This window comes from Kluyvera sp. (assembly GCF_965301105.1).
The window spans coordinates 144813-164389 of the sequence record NZ_CBDKZX010000001.1; the positions used below are offsets into that span (position 1 = coordinate 144813).

A 19577-nucleotide genomic window follows, 5' to 3' on the forward strand; every position below is an offset into this window, starting at 1 on the left:
CGGAATGCTGCAAAAAAATTACGGCGATACTGCTGCCCACTCTAGACAAAATTGACTGATAATCCAATTGGTAGCGCAAGAAAATCTGCTAATCCAGGTTCACATGGTGTTTCATCACGCGTTTAAACAGCGCCAGACGCGCGCGCATAAAGCGGTTTTCCACACGGAAGCCGGCGTGCTTGTGTAACCCGATACGCAGCAACCGATCACGGCCCCGTACCGAGGCAGGCCAACGCACCGGGCCCGTCAGAACCGTATGCTCCGCGCTGGCATGACGCGCGAAGTTCACCCAGTAATCGGCCACCTGGGCGGCAAAGGCTAAATCGCGCGGCGAAGCGTAATCACAAGATGGCGGTATGTGTCCCAGCGTATCGAAAACGTAAGGGACTTCATTGCCATGCCACGCGCCGTGAGGATAAGTATCGTGTTCCGCTTCAGCAACATAGTCGAACCAATAACGCCAGCACGGTTGATTCAGCCGCTGCTGGGCCTGCATCACCACGTAGCCGAGCGTGGTAAACGCCATGTCGCGGCACACTTGACGCCCCAACTCCTCATCGCCCTTCACGCCGGGATAAAGCAGTTTGATTAACCCCAGTCCCAGGCGGCGCTCGCGGCGTAGCTTCTGGATTTCTCCGGCCAAATCAACGCCAAAGACCGCCATGACGCTCGCTTCGTCGCTGTTGGAACCAACAAGTACCGGCATGGGGTGCTGCTTTGCGGCAAAAAAAACATCCAGCATGGGCTGTGGCAGTACCGCATCGCCGACAATCGGCGCAGGCCCAAGATTATGCGGTGCAGTCAACGACCAGAATGCATCCGCCGGGATTTCACGCAGACTTTGCGCAGACGCGTCGGGGAGATTGAAGTGTTCAGCTAACCGTTCACCGCGGGCCAGCGCGGTTTCACGCGGCATATCCGGCAACGTATAGCCGCTCTGGATAATGGCTTTATGGAACAGGCCTTTCGCCTTCGGCGAAGCCATCAGTGACAGCACGCTACGCGCGCCCGCCGATTCACCAAACAGCGTGATATTGTCGCGGTTTCCGCCGAAGGCAGCGATATTATCCTGCACCCAGCGCAGCGCAGCGATTTGGTCCATCAGACCAAAGTTATACAGCCGTTCGCCGTCTTCTTCCTCCAGCGCCGGATGGGCAAAGAAGCCCAAGTGGCCGAGGCGATAGTTAAGCGTCACCACCACCACGCCGCGCCGTGCCAGCGCCTTGCCGTCGTATGGCGGCAGCCCGCCCGCGCCGATAGTAAACCCTCCGCCGTGCAGCCAGACCATTACCGGCAGCAACTCATGACGTTCCGCCGGCGACCAGACGTTGAGATAAAGACAATCTTCAGAGAAGCGGCCTGGATCGCCGCCGCCCAGTTCCTGGCAGTATTCACTGTTTTGCCAACTGGAAGCCGAAAAGGTCTCGGCGGGGCGAACACCCTGCCACGGCATGACCGGCTGCGGCGCGCGCCAGCGCAGGGAGCCGACCGGCGGTGCGGCATAGGGAATGCCGCACCACAGATGGATATCCTCGTCCACTCGTCCTGACAACGACCCTTGTAAGGTCTCTACGCGCGTTGAGGCATTCTGCATCGGTGTTCATCCTTTTTTGTTGATTCCTTTGCAGATTAACCGTTTCAGAGCAAACCGCAACGGCGTTTGCTGCGCACCTCCGCTTCTTCATAGAGCTTGAATTCATCCAGAACTGGCCGTCCCAGGGCGGCTTCAAAGGCACTACGGCTGGCATTGCCATGGCTGCGCGTCTGCGCATCGCCGCCCAGATTCGACTGGAAAATCCCGGCAGCGCTCACCGGCAGAAAATCTTCATAGGTGATGGGCTGGGCGGTTATCCAGCCGCGTTCAATAAACGGCTGCGGGTCGTCACCGGGACGGATCGCCTGACGGTGCGCGTCACCACTCGGCGTAAGACGATAGCGGAACCAGGCCAACCCCTGCTGACGCAGAAGGAATTCGCTATCGGGAAAGGCTTTAAACACTTCTTGCAGATGCTGCTGATGACTGAGGTTATCTTTCCCCACGCCCGCTTCGTTCAACAACCGGTCGTATAGCGCCCGGCCTTTTGGCGTCAACGCCACCCCACGCTGCTCAATTTCACCAAAACGCGCGGTATGCGTGCCGCTGGCATCGCCGGCAAAGGCAACCGGCTCTTCCAGCGCCTTAAAGCTGGTCTGACGCAGCAGTAGCGGTACCGCACGGCGCGGCGGCCCTTCTATGACGGCCTTTGGTTCGATCCCGTATTCGGCCATCAGCGACTGAACCTGATCGATATCCAGCGTGCGCGGCGTCAGGTGGTTAATATGACAACCCGGGAAGCAAACCACGTCGGCAATAAGCCGATGCTGGCGGTTAAGCGCCTCGTAGGTTTCTTTGTCTACCGTGGTATGCCGGTGCCAACGGAAAGTTTCCAGCGCTTCGTGGACGAACTCTTGTGCCTGCTCGACGTTGAAACCGTTCTGTTTATCATGAAGATTCATCAGCGCCCGACAACGCGGAGTGAAAATATCGCGCCGGGCGAGAATCTTCGCCGCCCTCTCCCGTAGCGCGGGATCGTCAATCAGCTCCAGACGCAGTAACGAGGTAAAGATTCGGAATGGGTTGCGTTGTAACGCGGCGTCATCCACGGGGCGAAACGCGGTGGAGTGAACCGGCACGCCAGCGACCGAAAGATCGTAATACCCGACCGGTTGCATTCCCATAATGGCAAACATGCGACATAGCGTCGCCAGCTCTTCAGCCGTTCCCACCCGTATGGCGCCATGACGCTCAACGTTCAGACGCGCCAGCTCATCGGCGTTCGCCAGCTGTTCATGCAAGCGTGCATTGTTTTCCAACACTGCCAGATTCACATCAGCAACAAGCGCTAACAACGTGCCATATTGCGGGACTTCCTGCTGGTACATTGCCGACATTGCTTGTGAAAAATCTTCCCGAATATCATCTGCCGAAAGGGTGTGCGCCATGTTTTTCCATCTCCTGTGCCTATATTTGCAGTGTAGGTAAGCACATGAGGCTATGCGGTAAGAATTTACAAAGTGTGATCCCGGCGACTGAGTTGATTTTGCAGTGAATCCCGGCCATTACATAACCACAGGTTATTTAAAATACACCTTAAATTCACTATTAATTAACAATGCATTTACACACACTGTGTGAGGCAATAATAAAATACCCTACACGGAGCCACCTATGAGCACAAAATGGTCACCGCAAGAAGTGATTCACCGGGATTATAACAATCACCCACCGGCCTACGCGCCGGGTTACAAAACCAGCGTGCTGCGCTCGCCGCGTAATGCACTGATCTCATTGCAGAATTCTCTATCGGAGATCACCGGTCCGGTCTTCTCCCAGCAGGATATTGGCCCGCTGGATAACGATCTGATTCTGAACTACGCCAAAGATGGCCTGCCGATCGGCGAACGTATTATTGTTCACGGCTACGTGCGTGACGGCTTCGGACGTCCGCTGAAAAATACGCTGGTCGAAGTGTGGCAGGCCAACGCAGGTGGCCGTTACCGGCATAAAAAAGATCAGTATCTGGCCCCCATCGACCCCAACTTTGGCGGCTGTGGCCGCGTGATGACAGATGAAAACGGCTATTACTTCTTCCGGACCATCAAGCCCGGCCCCTATCCGTGGCGCAACCAGGTCAGCGACTGGCGACCATCGCATATTCACTTCTCGATTTTTGGTGAAGCCTTTGCTCAGCGTCTGATTACGCAAATGTACTTCGAAGGCGATCCGTTAATTAAACAATGCCCAATCGTGCAAGCCATCAATAACGACGACGCGGTTCGTACGTTGATTGCTGAGCTGGATACTCATGCCGCCGTACCGCTGGACTGTCTGGCATATCGTTTTGATTTGGTGCTGCGCGGCCAGCGCGCCACGCTGTTTGAAAACCGTACGCAGGGGGCTGCACGATGAAAGACTATTTACCCGAAACCGCATCGCAAACCGCTGGGCCTTACGTCCACATTGGCCTCGCGCCGGACGCCGCCGGTTTTCATATTTTTGAGAAAAACTTTGGCCCAACGCTGGTTAACAGCCATACACCGGGTGAACGCATTGCCATTGAAGGCCGCGTTTTCGACGGTTCTGGTACGCCAGTACGCGACGTGCTGATTGAGATCTGGCAAGCCAACGCCGAGGGCCGCTACAACCACGCCGCCGATCGGCAGGAAGGCAAATCACTGGACGCTGATTTTCGTGGCTGGGGTCGTGCCTGCTCTAACTTTGATACGGGCGTCTGGCGCTTTGACACCATTAAGCCCGGACAGGCGGTTGGCCGCGATGGGCGCATGATGGCGCCGCACGTCAACCTGTGGATCGTCGCTCGTGGGATCAACATCGGCCTGAATACGCGCATGTACTTTTCTGACGAGCAGGAGGCCAACGCCAGCGATCCCGTACTGAATCTGATCGAGTGGGAAGTCCGCCGTCAGACGCTGATTGGCCACAAAGAAACGCGCAACGGCGAGACGGTGTATCACTTTGATATTTATCTACAAGGTGAAAAAGAAACGGTCTTTTTTGACGTGTAAGCGCTGATATTCTCTGGCGCCTCCTCCTTACCTGACCCGGCTGAGTGCAACGACGCCGGGTTTTATCCATGCAACAAAACGCTTGTCTGTTAAACCGCACAAATGTTAATAATAATTTGCTAGCAAGTTATCAAAATTAAACAACATTACTTGTCACCCATGCCGCTCTGTTTTTAACATCGCTTATGGAAAAAAATGCTCTCTTTAGTCAGCGCATTCGTCTGCGCCATCTGCACACATTCGTGGCCGTCGCCCAGCAAGGAACATTGGGGCGCGCGGCTGAAACACTTAATCTCAGCCAGCCTGCTCTCTCCAAGACGCTGAATGAACTTGAACAGCTAACCGGCACGCGGCTATTTGAGCGTGGTCGACTGGGCGCGCAGTTAACCCTCGTCGGCGAACAGTTCTTAACCCATGCGGTCAAGGTGCTGGATGCGCTAAATACCGCCGGGCAGGCGCTTGTTCGTAAAGAAGGTGTTAACAATGATGTGGTTCGTATCGGCGCGTTGCCCACCGCTGCGCTGGGTGTCTTGCCAGCGGTGATTGGGCAATTTCATCAACAGCAAAAGGACGTCACCCTCCAGGTTGCCACCATGAATAACACCATGCTGTTGGCGGCGCTGAAGTCCGGAGATATCGATCTTGGTATTGGACGGATGTCGGATCCGGAACTGATGACCGGGCTAAACTATGAGCTCTTGTTCCTCGAATCATTGAAGCTGGTGGTGCGGCCAGACCACCCTATTCTGCATGAAAACATCACCCTGAGCCGCGTACTGGACTGGCCGGTTGTCGTTTCACCAAAAGGTACGGTTCCACGTCAGAATGCCGAGACACTCCTTCAGAGCCAGGGGTGTAAGATGCCTGCGGGCTGCATTGAAACGCTTTCGGCATCGCTATCACGCCAGCTGACGGTTGACTACAACTACGTATGGTTCGTGCCTTCCGGTGCGGTGAAGGACGATCTGCGGCGCGGTACGCTCACCGCGCTGCCTATCGCGACCCAAGGCCAGGGCGAACCCATCGGCATCCTTACTCGCGTAGACACAACGCTCTCCTCCGGCGCACAGACGCTGCTCAGCGCCGTACGAAAGTCGATGCCTGCCTGATAATTGCGTGACGTGGCCAAAACAGGCCACGTTGGCTCCCTTGTTTATTAACATCCCCCGGAGAGCTTAGGCAAGGCTGCATTGCGAATGAAACATTCGCCATTTAACGCGATCTAAAATCATCATTGCTTGCACCGACTGCTGAACTTCACTATCGATAGCCTCCTTCGGGCAACTTTTCCCTGCCCTATACGCAAATAATGCGAAATCATTTATTAACAATTGCGCAATGCAATTTAACAGTTCTATTATAGCCATAAATTAACCAAATGGTTCACAGGTAATTTCATAACCTAACTAAATACCTCAACAAGAAACACACCAATATTTCATTCAAAACACCAATGCAACGAAGTTAACCCCAGTTGGTTCATTTTGTGCATTTTATGCTGTCGAAAGGAGAACAGTATGGCTACTGGCAACGTGCCGCGAGGATTCCCCCGAATCTTGCAGTGGCTTCTTATCGGGCTGATGGCGCTCATCGGTCTGGCGATTGGTGCCCTGGGGGCAAAACTTGCCTCCGTGGGCGGCACCTGGTTCTTTGCCCTGATGGGGCTGGTGATGGTGGTCAGCGCCATCCTGATCGCCCGTCATCGCCGCGGCGGCATTGTGCTGTACGCGCTGGCCTTTATCGTCGCGATCGTTTGGTCCATCAGCGATGCAGGCTGGGATTTCTGGCCGCTTTTCTCACGTCTGTTTGCCTTTGGCGTGCTGGCTTTCCTCTGTGCGCTGGTCTGGCCGTTTATGTCTACCACCCAGCCAGCTAAAAAAGGCCTGCCGTTTGCCCTTGCGGCGGTCATTGCTGTCGCGCTGCTGGCAAGCATTGGTGGTATGTTCAAGCCACAAACGCTGGTTTCTGCTACCGAAGCGGTGCCGGTTAAACCGGTAGCAGCCGGTGAAGAGCAGAAAAACTGGGAACATTGGGGTAATACCACCCATGGTGACCGTTTTGCTGCCCTGGATCAGATTAACAAGCAGAACATCAAAAAACTGCAGGTGGCCTGGACTGCCCACACCGGTGATATACCGCTGAGCAATGGTTCGGGTGCGGAAGATCAGAACACGCCGTTGCAGGTAGGCGATACCCTGTTTGTCTGTACACCGTATAGCAAAGTACTGGCGCTGGATGTCGATACCGGTAAAGAGAAGTGGCGCTATGATTCGAAAGCCACCGCGCCGAACTGGCAACGCTGCCGTGGTCTGGGCTACTTTGAAGATACGCAGGTGCTGAACGCGCCGCAGAGCACAGCGCAGCCAGCCGCCTGTCCGCGCCGCCTGTTCCTGCCAACCACCGATGCGCGCCTGATCGCCATCAACGCCGATAACGGCAAGCTGTGCGAAGACTTTGGCAACCACGGTATTGTGGACCTGAGCGTCGGTATGGGCGAAGTCAAACCGGGTTACTATCAGCAAACCTCCACACCGCTGGTCGCGGGTAATGTGGTGGTGGTGGGTGGCCGAGTCGCGGATAACTTCTCTACCGATGAACCGCCGGGCGTGGTTCGCGCGTACGACGTACGTAGCGGCAAGCTGGCCTGGGCCTGGGATCCAGGTAACCCGAATCTGACGGGCCTGCCGCCGGAAGGCCAGACCTACACCCGCGGTACGCCGAACGTCTGGTCTGCGATGTCCTATGACGCGAAACTGAATCTCATTTATCTGCCAACCGGTAACGCCACTCCGGATTTCTGGGCCGGTGAACGTACCGCGCTGGACGATAAATACAGTTCCTCCATCGTCGCCGTTGACGCTACAACCGGTAAAGTCCGCTGGCACTATCAAACCACACACCACGACCTGTGGGACTTCGACCTGCCTTCGCAACCGCTGCTGTACGATCTGCCAGACGGTAAAGGCAGCACCACGCCGGTACTGGTACAAACCAGCAAGCAAGGCATGATCTTCATGCTCAATCGCGAAACCGGCGAGCCGGTCGCCAAAGTTGAAGAGCGCCCGGTTCCGGCGGGCAACGTGCATGGCGAGCGCTATTCTCCAACGCAGCCTTACTCCGTCGGCATGCCGATGATCGGCAACGAGCAGTTGAAAGAGTCCGATATGTGGGGCGCAACCCCGGTGGACTTGCTGCTATGCCGTATTCAGTTTAAAGAAATGCGCCATCAGGGGATTTTCACCCCGCCGGGCGTCGACCGTTCCCTGCAATATCCGGGGTCACTGGGCGGTATGAACTGGGGCAGCGTGTCGGTTGATCCGAACAATAGCCTGATGTTCGTTAACGATATGCGCCTGGGCCTGGCTAACTATATGGTACCGCGTGAAAACGTGGCGAAAGGTGCCAGTGGTATCGAGATGGGAATTGTGCCGATGGAAGGTACCCCCTACGGCGCGATGCGCGAACGCTTCTTGTCGCCATTGGGTATCCCCTGTCAGAAACCGCCGTTTGGTACCATGTCAGCAGTGGATCTGAAGTCCGGTAAGATCGTGTGGCAAGTACCGGTTGGCACCGTAGAAGACACTGGTCCGCTGGGTATCCGCATGCATATGCCGATTCCGATCGGCATGCCGACACTTGGCGCATCGCTGTCAACGCAATCGGGTCTGTTGTTCTTCGCGGGCACCCAGGACTTCTACCTGCGTGCATTTGACACCGCAACCGGGAAAGAGATCTGGAAAGACCGTCTGCCGGTCGGCAGCCAGTCTGGCCCAATGACCTATGTTTCGCCAAAAACCGGTAAGCAGTACATCGTGATTAACGCCGGAGGCGCACGCCAGTCGCCTGATCGCGGTGACTACATCATCGCTTACGCCCTGCCGGATTCGCAGTAATCCTCTTCCCCGTAGCCACCCTTGGCTACGGGGCTTTTTCTGTTTATCAGAACGTTTCCCAGTTATCCGCACCCGCTGTGGCCACCGCCGGACGTGTCGGCGTAAACGCCGGTTTGGCGCTGGACTTTTCATGCCCATGATTTTCACTACGCTGGATACGGAACGCCCCGACGGCTTCGGTAAGGCGTGCCGCTTGCTCTTCCAGCGAAGCCGCCGCGGCTGAGGCTTCCTCTACCAACGAGGCGTTTTGCTGAGTGACATTATCCATCTCAGTCACCGCCTGGCTCACCTGCTGAATACCGCGGTTTTGCTCATCGGAGGCCGCCGCAATCTCCAGCATAATATCGGTCACGCGTTTTACCGCATCCACAATATCGGTCATCGTCGAGCCAGCCCGCACGACTTCGTCTGAGCCGCGTTCAATTAAGGTGACAGACTCGCTAATTAGCCCTTCAATCTCTTTTGCCGCCTGAGCGCTGCGGCTTGCCAGCGTGCGCACTTCACTGGCCACCACCGCAAACCCGCGGCCCTGCTCGCCCGCGCGCGCCGCTTCGACCGCGGCATTCAGGGCGAGAATATTGGTCTGGAAGGCAATACTGTTGATGACCGACGTAATTTCCGAAATTTTCTTCGAGCTGGTTGAGATACTGCCCATGGTCGCCACCACGCCGGACACCAGCTGACCGCCGCGCGACGCTTTACCCGAAGCGTCTTCCGCCAGCTTGCTGGCATGATGCGCATTATCGGCGTTTTGTTTCACCGTTGCGGTCAGCTGTTCCATACTGGCCGCCGTCTGTTCAATGGCCGCGGCCTGCTGTTCAGTACGGGAAGAGAGATCGGTGTTACCGACTGAAATTTCGCTGGTGCCACGGTAGATTTCTTCGGCCCCCTGACGCACCGTGCCCACCGTCTGCACCAGCGCATGCTGCATTTTTTGCAGGTTACCATTGAGCTGGCCGATTTCGCTGCGCCCTACCGGTTCATCCGCCATGGTCAGGTCGCCGCTGGCAATCTGCGCGATACGCGCGCCGGCACGCTGCAATGGCAGAATAACCACGCGACGTAATGTGGTAAAGGTCAGTAGCGTCATGACGAGTGCCAGTACGAAGGCCCCAATCATAAAGATGACGCCGAGGCGGGTACGATCGTGAGCCATCTCAGCTAATTGATTGGCGCGAGCGGTACGGATATCGATAACTTTCAATCGTACCTCGTTGTAGGCGTCATCCAGCGCACGGGCTTGCTCACTTTCGTAGTTGATGATCGCTTCAAACATGCCGTTCTGGGCATATTTCAGCATCGGTTTCATCCCTTCCAGGTAGGCGGTATAGCGTTGATTCATTTCACCATCCAACGCCTGGTCTGCCGGGGTTTTCACGCTTCTGTCGGTGTAAACCTTAAATCCAGCCTGCGAACGTTGAATCCAGTGGGCTGCCGCCGCGAGGTTTTTCTTCATGCTGTCCATTTCCGCAATACGGCTGTCCGCTCCAGCATGAATCATCATCAGACGTGCTTCGCGCAGATAGTTAGCGCTGTCGGATAGCCCCACCCGTACCTGTAACTCATGGGTGACATCACGTTGGTCAATATCGGCTTTCCACATAAAGTAGCCAGCCAGCCCCGAGCTCAGGGCAAAAAGCAGCAGAATGCCGCCAAAAACGGAACCAAAAAAAGGTACCAGGCGGATGTGGTGTAAGAAACCGATCTTTTGCGCACGGACCGGCGCAGCCTTTTTATCCATGAGTTGACTCTCTTGTACTTGAGGTAAGTACCAGAGTCATCGGCCATTGCCGCTAATTTCTTATCAGGAAAGATGCAAAACGTAATGCGGGTCACACTTCATACTCCCGGCGGGAAAATTCCCGCCGGGAGGTGGGCATTATTTATCGCCGAAATGAATCACGGTGCGGATAGATTTGCCTTCATGCATCAGATCGAACGCTTCGTTAATCTGCTCCAGCGGCAGACGATGAGTGATGAAGGGATCAAGCTGAATTTTGCCCGCCATCGCGTCCTCTACCATGCCAGGAAGCTGAGTACGGCCCTTCACGCCGCCAAACGCCGAACCGCGCCATACACGGCCGGTCACCAGTTGGAACGGGCGAGTTTTGATTTCCTGACCCGCACCGGCGACGCCGATGATGATGCTTTCACCCCAGCCTTTATGGCAGCATTCGAGCGCGGAACGCATCACGTTGACGTTGCCGATACATTCAAAGCTGAAGTCCACGCCACCGTCGGTCATTTCGACGATCACATCCTGAATGGGCTTATCGTAGTCTTTCGGGTTGATAAAGTCGGTCGCGCCCATTTCTGCCGCCAGCGTAAATTTCTCAGGGTTTGTATCAACCGCCAGAATACGCCCCGCCTTCGCTTGTACCGCGCCCTGGATCACCGCCAGACCGATGCCACCAAGACCAAAGACCGCCACGGTATCACCTTCTTTCACCTTCGCCGTGTTGTGCACCGCGCCAATACCGGTGGTCACGCCGCAGCCCAGCAGACAAACTTTGTCCAGCGGCGCCTGCGGGTTCACTTTCGCCAGTGAAATTTCAGCCACCACGGTGTATTCGCTGAAGGTGCTGGTGCCCATGTAGTGGTAAATCGGCTCGCCGTTATAAGAGAAACGCGTGGTACCGTCCGGCATCAGGCCCTTGCCCTGGGTGGCACGAACGGCCTGGCACAGGTTGGTTTTACCGGATTTACAGAACTTACACTCACCGCATTCGGCGGTATATAGCGGAATAACATGGTCGCCCGGCTTCAGGCTGGTGACGCCTTCACCGACTTCAACCACCACGCCGCCACCTTCATGGCCCAGCACCGCCGGGAAAACGCCTTCCGGGTCATCGCCAGACAGCGTGAACGCATCGGTATGGCAAACGCCGGTGTGGGTGATTTTGACCAGCACTTCGCCTTTCTTTGGCGGCGCGACGTCAATTTCAACAATTTTCAGCGGCTGACCTGGGCCAAACGCAACTGCAGCACGTGATTTCATAGCTGTCTCTTCCGTTGTGATGATTATTTTAAATAGGATCGTAGCAGATGACCCACTTCCGTCATGCGTACTGCACGCTGATCCGGCGTAGTGTCTCCGCTTACCAGTTCGTCTTTGAGATGCATTTCGACCATTTCGCCCATCAGGCCGTTGGCGGCCCCGCGAATAGAAGCAATCTGTTGCAGGATAGTCAGGCAGGAATCGCCGGACTCCAGCGCGCGCTCCAGCGCCTCAACCTGCCCTTTAATGCGGCGAACCCGGGTTAATGCGCGTTTTTTGTCTTCAGGTGAATGCGGCATAGGCCCTCCGGTGATATAGGGGGGTATACTATCAGTTGTTTTAAGAAATTGTAAAATGATTGCGCAGGATTTGCGAAAAGCGGGAGGGAATTGCCGGACGGCGGTTACCGCCTTCTCCGGCATTGATAACTCAGGACTGCAACGTCGCCAGACGCGCGGCAAAACCAACAAACACCAGGCCGATCAGGCTGTTGCCAATCTTTGCCAGCTTCTTACGGGTTTTGACATAGCGGGTAACCAGCGAACCGGAAACAATCAGGAAGCTCAGGTAGGTAAAGCTGACCAACTCCAGCGTCAGCGCGAGGATAAAGAACGCCAGACCCGGTGTTTTAGCGTGCACATCAATAAACTGCACAAAAAACGAAACATAGAACAGAATCGCTTTCGGGTTTGTCAGGCTTAAGGTCAACGCGCGTTTGAAGATAGCGTGCCCCGGCTCAGGCTCGTCATCCTGCCCCGCCGTTTTGCGCTTGAGCGTGCTGTAAAGCATCTTGCCGCCGAGATAAAGCAGATAAATAGCGCCCAGATAACGCACGATGTTAAACAACACTGGCGTCGTTTTTATCAGCGTGGCGACGCCAGCAAAGGAGAGGAACATCAGCACGGCATCGCCGATAAACACTGCCAGCGCGGCCATGTATCCTTTACGGATACCGTGTGCGACGCCGGTTTTCAGGACGAAAAAGGTATTTGGCCCCGGAACCAGAATAATAAAAATGGCCCCGAGTAAATACGTCCAGTAATTCAGCACGCCAAAATCTGCGAACACCCCGTTCTCCCTACGCATACGTAACAAAATTGATGGTGTATGGTAACGCGAAGCCCAGGGAGTTTAAAGCCTTCTTAACGCTTACGCGGCATCATGCGCAGCAGCGTGTTGTCCTTCCAGAGATAGTGATGCGCCAGCGCGGCCAGCGCGTGCAGACCAATCAGCCAGTAGCCCAGATTAGCCAGGAAAACATGGTACTGCTTGAGCGTATCCACCAGGTCGAAATTGGCTTCGGCGGCGTGCGGCATGGTGAGACCAAACGCCAGCCAAGGGTTACCACGGTTGTACATCATCACCAGGCCGATCAGCGGCAAAGCGATAAACAGCAGATAGATAGCCAGATGCCCAAGGTGCGCCAGACCGGTCATCATCGGCTTGGGTTTCGGCACAATCGGCGGCGCCGGGCGCTTCAGGCGGATCAGCAGACGCGCCACCATCAGCACCAGAATGCTGATACCGCAGGAAACATGCACCATATTGATCATCGGGCGGTCGCTGCGCGGAAACAGTCCGCGCAGTTCCATCGCCGCGTAGGCCACCACCACCAGCAGAAAAACCAGCCAGTGAATCGCAATTTGTAAGCGGGAATATTTATCGTTCATCGCCGGGACACTCTGAAAAGTAATATAAAAAGCAAAATAGCCGCGTTTCCTTAAAAATTCATTAACTTTTTCATATCGATACAAATTAACCGCGCAAAATGACATTGCCCTTCTCCGATGACTGAGCTAAGCCTGGACAGGTGAAACATATAATCCACACTTATCTATCAGCGGTTTCAAGTACACGTATTGGGCTGACACCCCATCATTGACAGGAGAACACCATGAGTAAAATTGGCATTAACGGGTTTGGGCGCATCGGCCGTCTGGTTCTACGCCGCTTACTGGAAGTATCCAGCAGTCATGAAGTGGTCGCGATTAACGACCTCACGTCGCCAAAAGTGCTGGCTTATCTCCTGAAGCACGACTCCAACTATGGCCCCTTCCCGTGGAGCGTTGATTTCACCGACAATGCGCTGATTGTCAACGGTAAAACCATTACCGTTTATGCTGAAAAGGAAGCAAAGAATATCCCATGGACCGCACAGGGCGCCGAACTCATCGTGGAGTGTACCGGCTTCTACACCTCGACGGAAAAATCCCAGGCCCACCTGGACGCCGGGGCAAAAAAAGTGCTGATCTCCGCGCCGGCCGGTGAGATGAAAACGCTGGTGTTTAACGTCAACGACGATACGTTGAATGCCAGTGACAAGATCATCTCCGTTGCTTCTTGCACCACCAACTGCCTGGCGCCGATGGCTAAAGCGCTCAACGACGCTTTCGGGATTGAAGTGGGGACGATGACAACCATCCACGCCTATACCGGCACCCAGTCGCTGGTCGATGGTCCGCGCGGTAAAGATCTGCGCGCATCACGCGCGGCCGCTGAAAACATCATTCCGCATACGACCGGCGCGGCGAAAGCGATTGGCCTGGTGATTCCAGCACTGAGCGGTAAGCTGAAAGGTCACGCCCAGCGCGTACCGACAAAAACCGGCTCGGTGACCGAACTGGTCTCCATTCTCGGTAAAAAAGTCACTGCCGATGAAGTCAACCAGGTGATGAAAAAAGCCGCCGAAAACAACGAATCCTTTGGCTACACCGAGGAAGAGATTGTCTCATCCGATATCATTGGCACCCATTTCGGTTCGGTGTTTGATGCCACTCAGACAGAAGTCACCGAAGCCGGTGGGCTGCAACTGGTGAAAACCGTCTCCTGGTACGATAACGAGTACGGTTTTGTCACCCAACTGATTCGCGTGCTGGAAAAATTCGCCAAAATGTAATGCCTTCGGCGGGCATCTGCGCCCGCCGTTTCTTTCAAAAAATGCTCGTCCAATTTTCGGTTGTGAGCCACGTTGCCGTCGCGGCACACTCGGCGCAGACACACACAACCGGTAAAAATCATGGATTTCACAGCATTGCATTATCAAGAAAAACCGTTAGTTATCGCCAACGTCTGGGATGCACCAAGCGCCATTGCCGCACAGCAGGCGGGATTCCAGGCCCTTGGCACGTCCAGTGCCGCCATTGCGAATATGCTGGGCTACGCCGACGGCGAAGGAATGGCGTTTGATGAGCTGCTCTATATCGTCCGCCGCATTCGCGCGGTCAGCTCATTACCGTTGAGCGTCGATATGGAAGCAGGCTACGCCGATAATCCGGAGGATATTGTCGCTCATTTATGCCAGCTCGCGGCGCTCGGCGTGGTCGGTGTGAATCTGGAAGATAGTCGGATCATCAAAGGCGTTCGCACCCTGGACAACCCAGAGGTTTTCAGCCAACGCCTCAGCGCCGTACGCTCTGGATTATCAGCCAAGGGTTGCCCACTGTTTATCAACGCGCGTACCGATGCCTTTCTATTGAATCTTCCCGATGCATTAAGCGTGACACTGTCACGCATAAGCTGTTATGAAACTGGCGGCGCTGACGGCCTGTTTGTCCCTTGTGTCAGCGATGTACAAGATATCGCGGCGTTGGTACAACATACCTCGTTGCCGCTCAACGTCATGTGCGTGCCAGGACTTGCCGACTTCGCTACGCTGGGAAAAATGGGCGTGCGTCGTATTTCGATGGGCAATGCCGTACATTGTGCAATACAAGGTACGCTAAACACTTTACTGTTAACTCTCCACCAGCAGCAGTCATTTGCCGGAGTTTTTTGCGATGAAAATCACCGATAGCGCGCAGTGCGATACCTGGTACGAAGCCCTCCTGGCCCGCGCGTCGGAATATACCGGGGTATTTTTCGTTGGCGTGAAGACCACCGGCGTGTTTTGCATCTCCGTGTGTCGGGCACGCAAGCCAAAGCGTGAAAATGTCGAGTTTTACAGCAATTTCAAATCGGCTCTGGACGCCGGTTATCGTCCCTGCAAAGTCTGCCGTCCTACGGAAAACGCCTGCAGCGCCCCACCCTTTATTGAACAGGCGCTAGCACTGGTTCGGCTCACGCCAAAAGCCCGCGTTAGCGACAGTCAACTGCGGGAACATAACCTTAGCCCCGAGCGCATTCGACGTTGGTTCTTGCAGCATCACGGCATCACCTTTCAGGCGTTTCAACGCATGCAGCGGGTGAATGTTGCTCTGCAAGAGTTAAAAGGAGGACGCCGCACGACCGATGTCGCATTCGATAACGGCTATGAGTCGTTAAGTGGCTTTGGCTATACCTGCAAAAAACTGACCGGGCGCTCACCCGCCGGGCAGCCGCAGACCGTGCTGATTCACCGTTTTACCACCCCGATCGGCCCAATGTTTGTCTGCGCGACCGAACGCGGCGTCTGCCTGCTGGAATTTGTCGATCGCCGCATGCTGGAGAGCGAATTCAGCGATCTGCAACGGCTGTTACGCGCACGCATCATGGCTGGACAAAATGCCCATACTCAACAGGCCGAGCGCGAAATTGGCGAGTATTTTGCCGGTCAGCGCCAGCAGTTCTCGCTGTCGCTGGATAGCCCCGGCAGCGATTTCCAGCGCAGCGTCTGGGCTGCACTACGCCAGTTGCCGTGCGGAGAAACAACCCACTATCAGGCCCTGGCGGAAAGCCTGCACAAACCCACAGCCGCCCGTGCGGTAGCGGCTGCCAACGGCGCGAACCGTATCGCTATCGTCATTCCCTGCCATCGGGTCATCGGCAAAGATGGTTCAATGACTGGCTACGGTGGCGGCATCGCGCGCAAAGCCTGGTTACTTGAACACGAGAAAAAGATCACCCGTAGGCAAAGCGTAAGCTGAAGTCGGGTGTCGTATAGCCGCCCAATTCCGGCAAAGTCCCAGAATCCAGCCGGATAAGGCGGCGCCTGGAGCACGCGGAACGGCTATCCTGAATCGACGTTCCGCGACGGTTGAGTCTTTGTTTATCGTGTAAAACGTATGATGGAGAGCATTATTTTCTTTTTTAAGCTTTCCAGAGTTTTATCATGCGTAAAATGCCCAACGCGCTGGTATTTATAGCGACAGTGGTTCCAGCAGCGTCGAGCTATTCCAGTGAGCTAAACCTGTACTCCGTGAACACAGGCTCGTTTGTCTACCATATGACCGGTAATCACGGCCAATATAATGAGAAATTCAACAACGATTTCTTTTCCGTTGAACGGAAATTCTCTGCGGAATCAAAATACAGCCTGCTCATTGGGACAATGAAAAACAGCTTTGCCGATCGTTGCCTGACGCTAGGCGTGCGTCGTGACTGGCTGCAGGGCAGTAATCATAACAAAGGGTGGACGTTCAAAGGCATATACGCCTACACCGGCGAGTTCTTTTTCGATGCATTCAGCCACTGCGGGGATGAAGGTGCTTACCATACGGCCAGGAAGATTACCGGCGTGGGGTTCTCGCCGTACATTTATCATGGGCTGCAATATAACTTTACCGACTACTTTGGCCTTGAGAGCGGGATTATTCTGCCATCGATCTTCGTGGTGAGCATGCAGTGGAGTTTCCGTTAAGCGCTTTGTCGTCCCGGCGTCACTATTCGCTTGGCCGGGAAACGATGTTCAAGCCAGGGTACGGCTGGCAAGCGCGTCTTGTAATTGTGGATCGGTGCTGAGCTGCTGCCAGGCCTCCTCGACCGCCTCTGGAATGTCTACATGGGCAATAAAATCTTTGCCCCGCGGCCCATACCCTTGCGCATCATCACGCAAACGCGGCAATTCTCCGAGGATCAGCGACAGGTAGCGCGTTACCGACCATAACCCTTCAACGGGCTGCTTCCAGGCAATGCCGTTCGGCGAATTCACTAATTCCGGTGTAAAGCCCGGATAGCTTAACCAGCACGGTGCATCGCCAACATCCTGCCAGACGCGAGCGAAAGTCGCCATGGTACGGCGCTGCATCGTGGGGTCCTGAATCACCGTGGCGTAAGGGGCGGTGATGCCCTGTTGTTCCATCATGCGACGCGTAAACCAACTATTCTCACCACAGTTGGTTGAGCGGTCCTCAATCACAATCCGCTCACGCGGAATCTGCCAGAAACGGTAGGCAATTTCCGCCAGCAGCACGGCTTCCGGCTGACCCTGGGTTTCAATACTGCAATAGCGAGGATGTTGGGCAATCGCCTCATAAAGAAACGACGTTGAATGGCCAACACCACCGCTAATCAACAACACGCCGCCATATTGACTGACCAGCCGACAGCCAGCATCAATGGTTGGCATCACCGCATTCCCCGCCATCACCACCAGCTGGCTCTCATGCGCGTCCGGTGACGAAGTAAAGTCATTTTGTGCCAGCCAACTACCGAGAAGATTGGCGGCAGCCAGCGTGTTTTCCGACAGATGTAACAGACTCATCGTGAACTCGGCTCCTTTCTTTTACCGTGAATTGCGGGATAAAAACGCCCTCAGCCCAACCATTTTGTAACAAAGATGAAATAACCAGAAACGTCTAAAAACAATGCGGTTGCACCTGAATAATACACTATAAAAATGTGTTTATTTGGAACTTAAAACCGTAAAACAGCGACTATTAAGTCACAAAAAATGAAAATGACTCTCATTTTAACTCACAAATTTCAACGCCGCGCTTGCCAAAGATAACGCCCATATCTAATTTGCTTAACAAACACACAACCTTTTTCACAATCCAGGTTGCACCCCTTTGTAAAAAAGGTGGCACCAGATTTTAACCCAATGTGGCGGGAGTTATTCTTCATGACAATACAAGAAAGCAGCACCACGATCCTGAAAAAGAATAAAAGGGTTTTGATTGCTAGCCTGACGGGCAGTTCCATTGAATGGTTTGATTATTTTCTGTACGGCACAGCTGCTGCATTGGTGTTCAACAAGATATTTTTCCCGATGGTTGATCCGGTCATCGGCTTGATTCTCTCCTACCTTTCCTTCTCGCTGACCTTCTTCATTCGTCCGATTGGCGGCGTCATTTTTGCCCACATTGGCGACCGTATCGGACGTAAAAAAACGCTGGTCTTGACCCTGTCGCTGATGGGAAGTGCAACCGTGATGATCGGTTTGCTGCCGACCTATGACCAGATCGGTATCTGGGCGCCCATTCTGTTGATTCTGATGCGTATCATCCAGGGTATGGGCATCGGCGGCGAATGGGGCGGCGCGCTGCTGCTGGCCTACGAATACGCGCCGGAAAAACGCAAAGGCTTTTTTGGCAGTATTCCGCAGGCGGGCGTGACCATCGGCATGCTGATGGCGACGTTCATCGTCTCGCTGATGACCATGTTTAGTGAAGAGCAGTTCCTCTCCTGGGGCTGGCGTATCCCGTTCCTGATGAGCGCCGTACTGGTCTTGATTGGCCTGTGGATCCGTAAAGATATCGACGAAACCCCGGAATTCAAAAAGGTGAAAGAGTCTGGCAAAGTGGCAAAAGCGCCGCTGCGCGATACCCTGACCCATCACTGGCGTGAAGTGATTATCGCGGCCGGGCTGAAGGTGGTGGAAACCGCGCCGTTCTACATTTTCTCGACCTTTGTGGTCAGCTACGCCACCACCACCCTGACCTATCAAAAATCACAGGTGCTGGAAGCCGTTACGCTCGGGGCGCTGGTGTCGACGGTGATGATCCCGCTAATGGGCCTGCTGTCTGACAAAATTGGCCGTCAACGCATGTATGCCATCAGCGTCGTACTGCTGGGCCTGTTTATCGTCCCGTGGTTTATGCTGCTTAACACCGGTACCACCTGGGGCATTATTCTGGCAACGGTGATCACTTTTGGGATCCTGTGGTCGCCCATTACCGCCGTGCTGGGGACGCTGTGTTCGGAAATTTTCAGCGCCAACGTCCGCTACACCGGTATTACGCTCGGCTATCAGATAGGCGCCGCGCTGGCTGGCGGCACCGCCCCGCTGATCGCCACTGGCCTGCTGGCAAAATACAACGGTGACTGGGTGCCGGTTGCGTGGTATCTGGCCGCCACAGTGGCTATCTCGCTGACGGCCATTTTCTTCGCCAGCCGCAGTAAGCGTCATACGTCCTCGGTTAACGCGCAGGCCAGCCAGATCTAAACCAGAAGCCCGGCCAGAGCCACCGCGCCTGGCCGGGTTA

Annotated in this window: 17 protein-coding genes; 9 read left to right on the plus strand and 8 right to left on the minus strand. The window is 54.9% G+C overall.

The features are described 5' to 3' along the window. Positions 1 to 88 precede the first annotated feature (88 nt). Both ACW14G_RS00690 and hglS read right to left on the minus strand, forming a co-directional pair. Positions 89 to 1594 carry a carboxylesterase/lipase family protein gene (locus tag ACW14G_RS00690; protein ID WP_249023223.1) on the minus strand — a complete coding sequence of 502 codons (1506 nt, stop codon included), beginning with the start codon at positions 1592 to 1594 and terminating at the stop codon, positions 89 to 91. A gap of 44 nt (positions 1595 to 1638) precedes the next feature. Beyond that, positions 1639 to 2982, minus strand: coding sequence for a 2-oxoadipate dioxygenase/decarboxylase HglS (gene hglS / locus ACW14G_RS00695; protein ID WP_419057999.1), 1344 nt, complete (start codon positions 2980 to 2982; stop codon positions 1639 to 1641). A gap of 226 nt (positions 2983 to 3208) precedes the next feature. On the opposite strand from hglS, the gene pcaH reads away from it, so the two are divergent. The 4 genes from pcaH (at position 3209) to ACW14G_RS00715 (ending at position 8459) form a co-directional block, all read left to right on the plus strand. Further along, positions 3209 to 3949, plus strand: coding sequence for a protocatechuate 3,4-dioxygenase subunit beta (gene pcaH, locus ACW14G_RS00700; RefSeq protein WP_163446461.1), 741 nt, complete (start codon positions 3209 to 3211; stop codon positions 3947 to 3949). After that, entirely contained in the window at positions 3946 to 4566 is a 621-nt protein-coding gene (gene pcaG / locus ACW14G_RS00705; RefSeq protein WP_163446462.1) for a protocatechuate 3,4-dioxygenase subunit alpha, read from the plus strand. The genes pcaH and pcaG overlap by 4 nt, the downstream gene beginning before the upstream one ends. A gap of 185 nt (positions 4567 to 4751) precedes the next feature. Next, positions 4752 to 5675 (plus strand): LysR substrate-binding domain-containing protein, encoded by a 924-nt coding sequence (locus ACW14G_RS00710; RefSeq protein WP_064545207.1) that lies wholly within the window; start codon positions 4752 to 4754, stop codon positions 5673 to 5675. A 408-nt stretch (positions 5676 to 6083) separates the two neighbouring features. After that, entirely contained in the window at positions 6084 to 8459 is a 2376-nt protein-coding gene (locus ACW14G_RS00715) for a glucose/quinate/shikimate family membrane-bound PQQ-dependent dehydrogenase (RefSeq protein WP_249023221.1), read from the plus strand. Between the two features lie 46 nt (positions 8460 to 8505). Here the strand turns inward: ACW14G_RS00715 and ACW14G_RS00720 are convergent, their stop codons facing one another. From ACW14G_RS00720 to cybB, 5 genes are all read right to left on the minus strand, one after another. Continuing rightward, entirely contained in the window at positions 8506 to 10200 is a 1695-nt protein-coding gene (locus ACW14G_RS00720; RefSeq protein ID WP_249023220.1) for a methyl-accepting chemotaxis protein, read from the minus strand. A 138-nt stretch (positions 10201 to 10338) separates the two neighbouring features. Further along, positions 10339 to 11457 carry an S-(hydroxymethyl)glutathione dehydrogenase/class III alcohol dehydrogenase gene (locus ACW14G_RS00725; protein ID WP_163446465.1) on the minus strand — a complete coding sequence of 373 codons (1119 nt, stop codon included), beginning with the start codon at positions 11455 to 11457 and terminating at the stop codon, positions 10339 to 10341. Between the two features lie 23 nt (positions 11458 to 11480). Next, positions 11481 to 11756, minus strand: a complete 276-nt coding sequence (locus ACW14G_RS00730) for a metal/formaldehyde-sensitive transcriptional repressor (RefSeq protein ID WP_163446466.1) — start codon at positions 11754 to 11756, stop codon at positions 11481 to 11483. Positions 11757 to 11886: 130 nt separating this feature from the next. Further along, a complete protein-coding gene (leuE, locus tag ACW14G_RS00735; RefSeq protein ID WP_065357142.1) occupies positions 11887 to 12525 on the minus strand; it encodes a leucine efflux protein LeuE in 639 nt (212 codons plus the stop codon). 74 nt (positions 12526 to 12599) lie between these two features. Next, positions 12600 to 13127 (minus strand): cytochrome b561, encoded by a 528-nt coding sequence (gene cybB, locus ACW14G_RS00740; protein ID WP_163446469.1) that lies wholly within the window; start codon positions 13125 to 13127, stop codon positions 12600 to 12602. Positions 13128 to 13351: 224 nt separating this feature from the next. Between cybB and gap the strand changes: the two genes are divergently transcribed. The 4 genes from gap (at position 13352) to ACW14G_RS00760 (ending at position 17011) form a co-directional block, all read left to right on the plus strand. Next, a complete protein-coding gene (gene gap / locus ACW14G_RS00745) occupies positions 13352 to 14353 on the plus strand; it encodes a type I glyceraldehyde-3-phosphate dehydrogenase (RefSeq protein ID WP_223802691.1) in 1002 nt (333 codons plus the stop codon). 120 nt (positions 14354 to 14473) lie between these two features. Then, positions 14474 to 15250 (plus strand): isocitrate lyase/PEP mutase family protein, encoded by a 777-nt coding sequence (locus ACW14G_RS00750; protein ID WP_249023219.1) that lies wholly within the window; start codon positions 14474 to 14476, stop codon positions 15248 to 15250. Continuing rightward, entirely contained in the window at positions 15234 to 16298 is a 1065-nt protein-coding gene (locus tag ACW14G_RS00755) for a bifunctional transcriptional activator/DNA repair enzyme AdaA (RefSeq protein ID WP_249023218.1), read from the plus strand. The genes ACW14G_RS00750 and ACW14G_RS00755 overlap by 17 nt, the downstream gene beginning before the upstream one ends. 194 nt (positions 16299 to 16492) lie before the next feature. After that, the gene (locus ACW14G_RS00760; protein ID WP_411908126.1) at positions 16493 to 17011 is read left to right on the plus strand and encodes a hypothetical protein; all 519 of its coding nucleotides are present in this window, start codon (positions 16493 to 16495) and stop codon (positions 17009 to 17011) included. 48 nt (positions 17012 to 17059) lie between these two features. Here the strand turns inward: ACW14G_RS00760 and ACW14G_RS00765 are convergent, their stop codons facing one another. Further along, positions 17060 to 17854, minus strand: coding sequence for a YdcF family protein (locus ACW14G_RS00765; protein WP_249023217.1), 795 nt, complete (start codon positions 17852 to 17854; stop codon positions 17060 to 17062). Positions 17855 to 18214: 360 nt separating this feature from the next. On the opposite strand from ACW14G_RS00765, the gene ACW14G_RS00770 reads away from it, so the two are divergent. Next, the gene (locus ACW14G_RS00770) at positions 18215 to 19537 is read left to right on the plus strand and encodes an MFS transporter (protein WP_167575744.1); all 1323 of its coding nucleotides are present in this window, start codon (positions 18215 to 18217) and stop codon (positions 19535 to 19537) included. Positions 19538 to 19577 lie beyond the last annotated feature (40 nt).

Excerpts from the sequence above, each read along its gene's own strand:
- ACW14G_RS00710 (WP_064545207.1), top strand. The coding sequence starts at position 4,752 with ATGGAAAAAAATGCTCTCTTTAGTCAGCGCATTCGTCTGCGCCATCTG.
- pcaH (WP_163446461.1), top strand. The coding sequence starts at position 3,209 with ATGAGCACAAAATGGTCACCGCAAGAAGTGATTCACCGGGATTATAAC.
- ACW14G_RS00760 (WP_411908126.1), top strand. The coding sequence starts at position 16,493 with ATGCCCAACGCGCTGGTATTTATAGCGACAGTGGTTCCAGCAGCGTCG.
- ACW14G_RS00765 (WP_249023217.1), bottom strand. The coding sequence starts at position 17,854 with ATGAGTCTGTTACATCTGTCGGAAAACACGCTGGCTGCCGCCAATCTT.
- ACW14G_RS00715 (WP_249023221.1), top strand. The coding sequence starts at position 6,084 with ATGGCTACTGGCAACGTGCCGCGAGGATTCCCCCGAATCTTGCAGTGG.
- ACW14G_RS00690 (WP_249023223.1), bottom strand. The coding sequence starts at position 1,594 with ATGCAGAATGCCTCAACGCGCGTAGAGACCTTACAAGGGTCGTTGTCA.
- ACW14G_RS00750 (WP_249023219.1), top strand. The coding sequence starts at position 14,474 with ATGGATTTCACAGCATTGCATTATCAAGAAAAACCGTTAGTTATCGCC.
- ACW14G_RS00770 (WP_167575744.1), top strand. The coding sequence starts at position 18,215 with ATGACAATACAAGAAAGCAGCACCACGATCCTGAAAAAGAATAAAAGG.
- ACW14G_RS00755 (WP_249023218.1), top strand. The coding sequence starts at position 15,234 with ATGAAAATCACCGATAGCGCGCAGTGCGATACCTGGTACGAAGCCCTC.
- gap (WP_223802691.1), top strand. The coding sequence starts at position 13,352 with ATGAGTAAAATTGGCATTAACGGGTTTGGGCGCATCGGCCGTCTGGTT.
- cybB (WP_163446469.1), bottom strand. The coding sequence starts at position 13,127 with ATGAACGATAAATATTCCCGCTTACAAATTGCGATTCACTGGCTGGTT.
- ACW14G_RS00720 (WP_249023220.1), bottom strand. The coding sequence starts at position 10,200 with ATGGATAAAAAGGCTGCGCCGGTCCGTGCGCAAAAGATCGGTTTCTTA.
- hglS (WP_419057999.1), bottom strand. The coding sequence starts at position 2,982 with ATGGCGCACACCCTTTCGGCAGATGATATTCGGGAAGATTTTTCACAA.
- ACW14G_RS00730 (WP_163446466.1), bottom strand. The coding sequence starts at position 11,756 with ATGCCGCATTCACCTGAAGACAAAAAACGCGCATTAACCCGGGTTCGC.
- pcaG (WP_163446462.1), top strand. The coding sequence starts at position 3,946 with ATGAAAGACTATTTACCCGAAACCGCATCGCAAACCGCTGGGCCTTAC.
- ACW14G_RS00725 (WP_163446465.1), bottom strand. The coding sequence starts at position 11,457 with ATGAAATCACGTGCTGCAGTTGCGTTTGGCCCAGGTCAGCCGCTGAAA.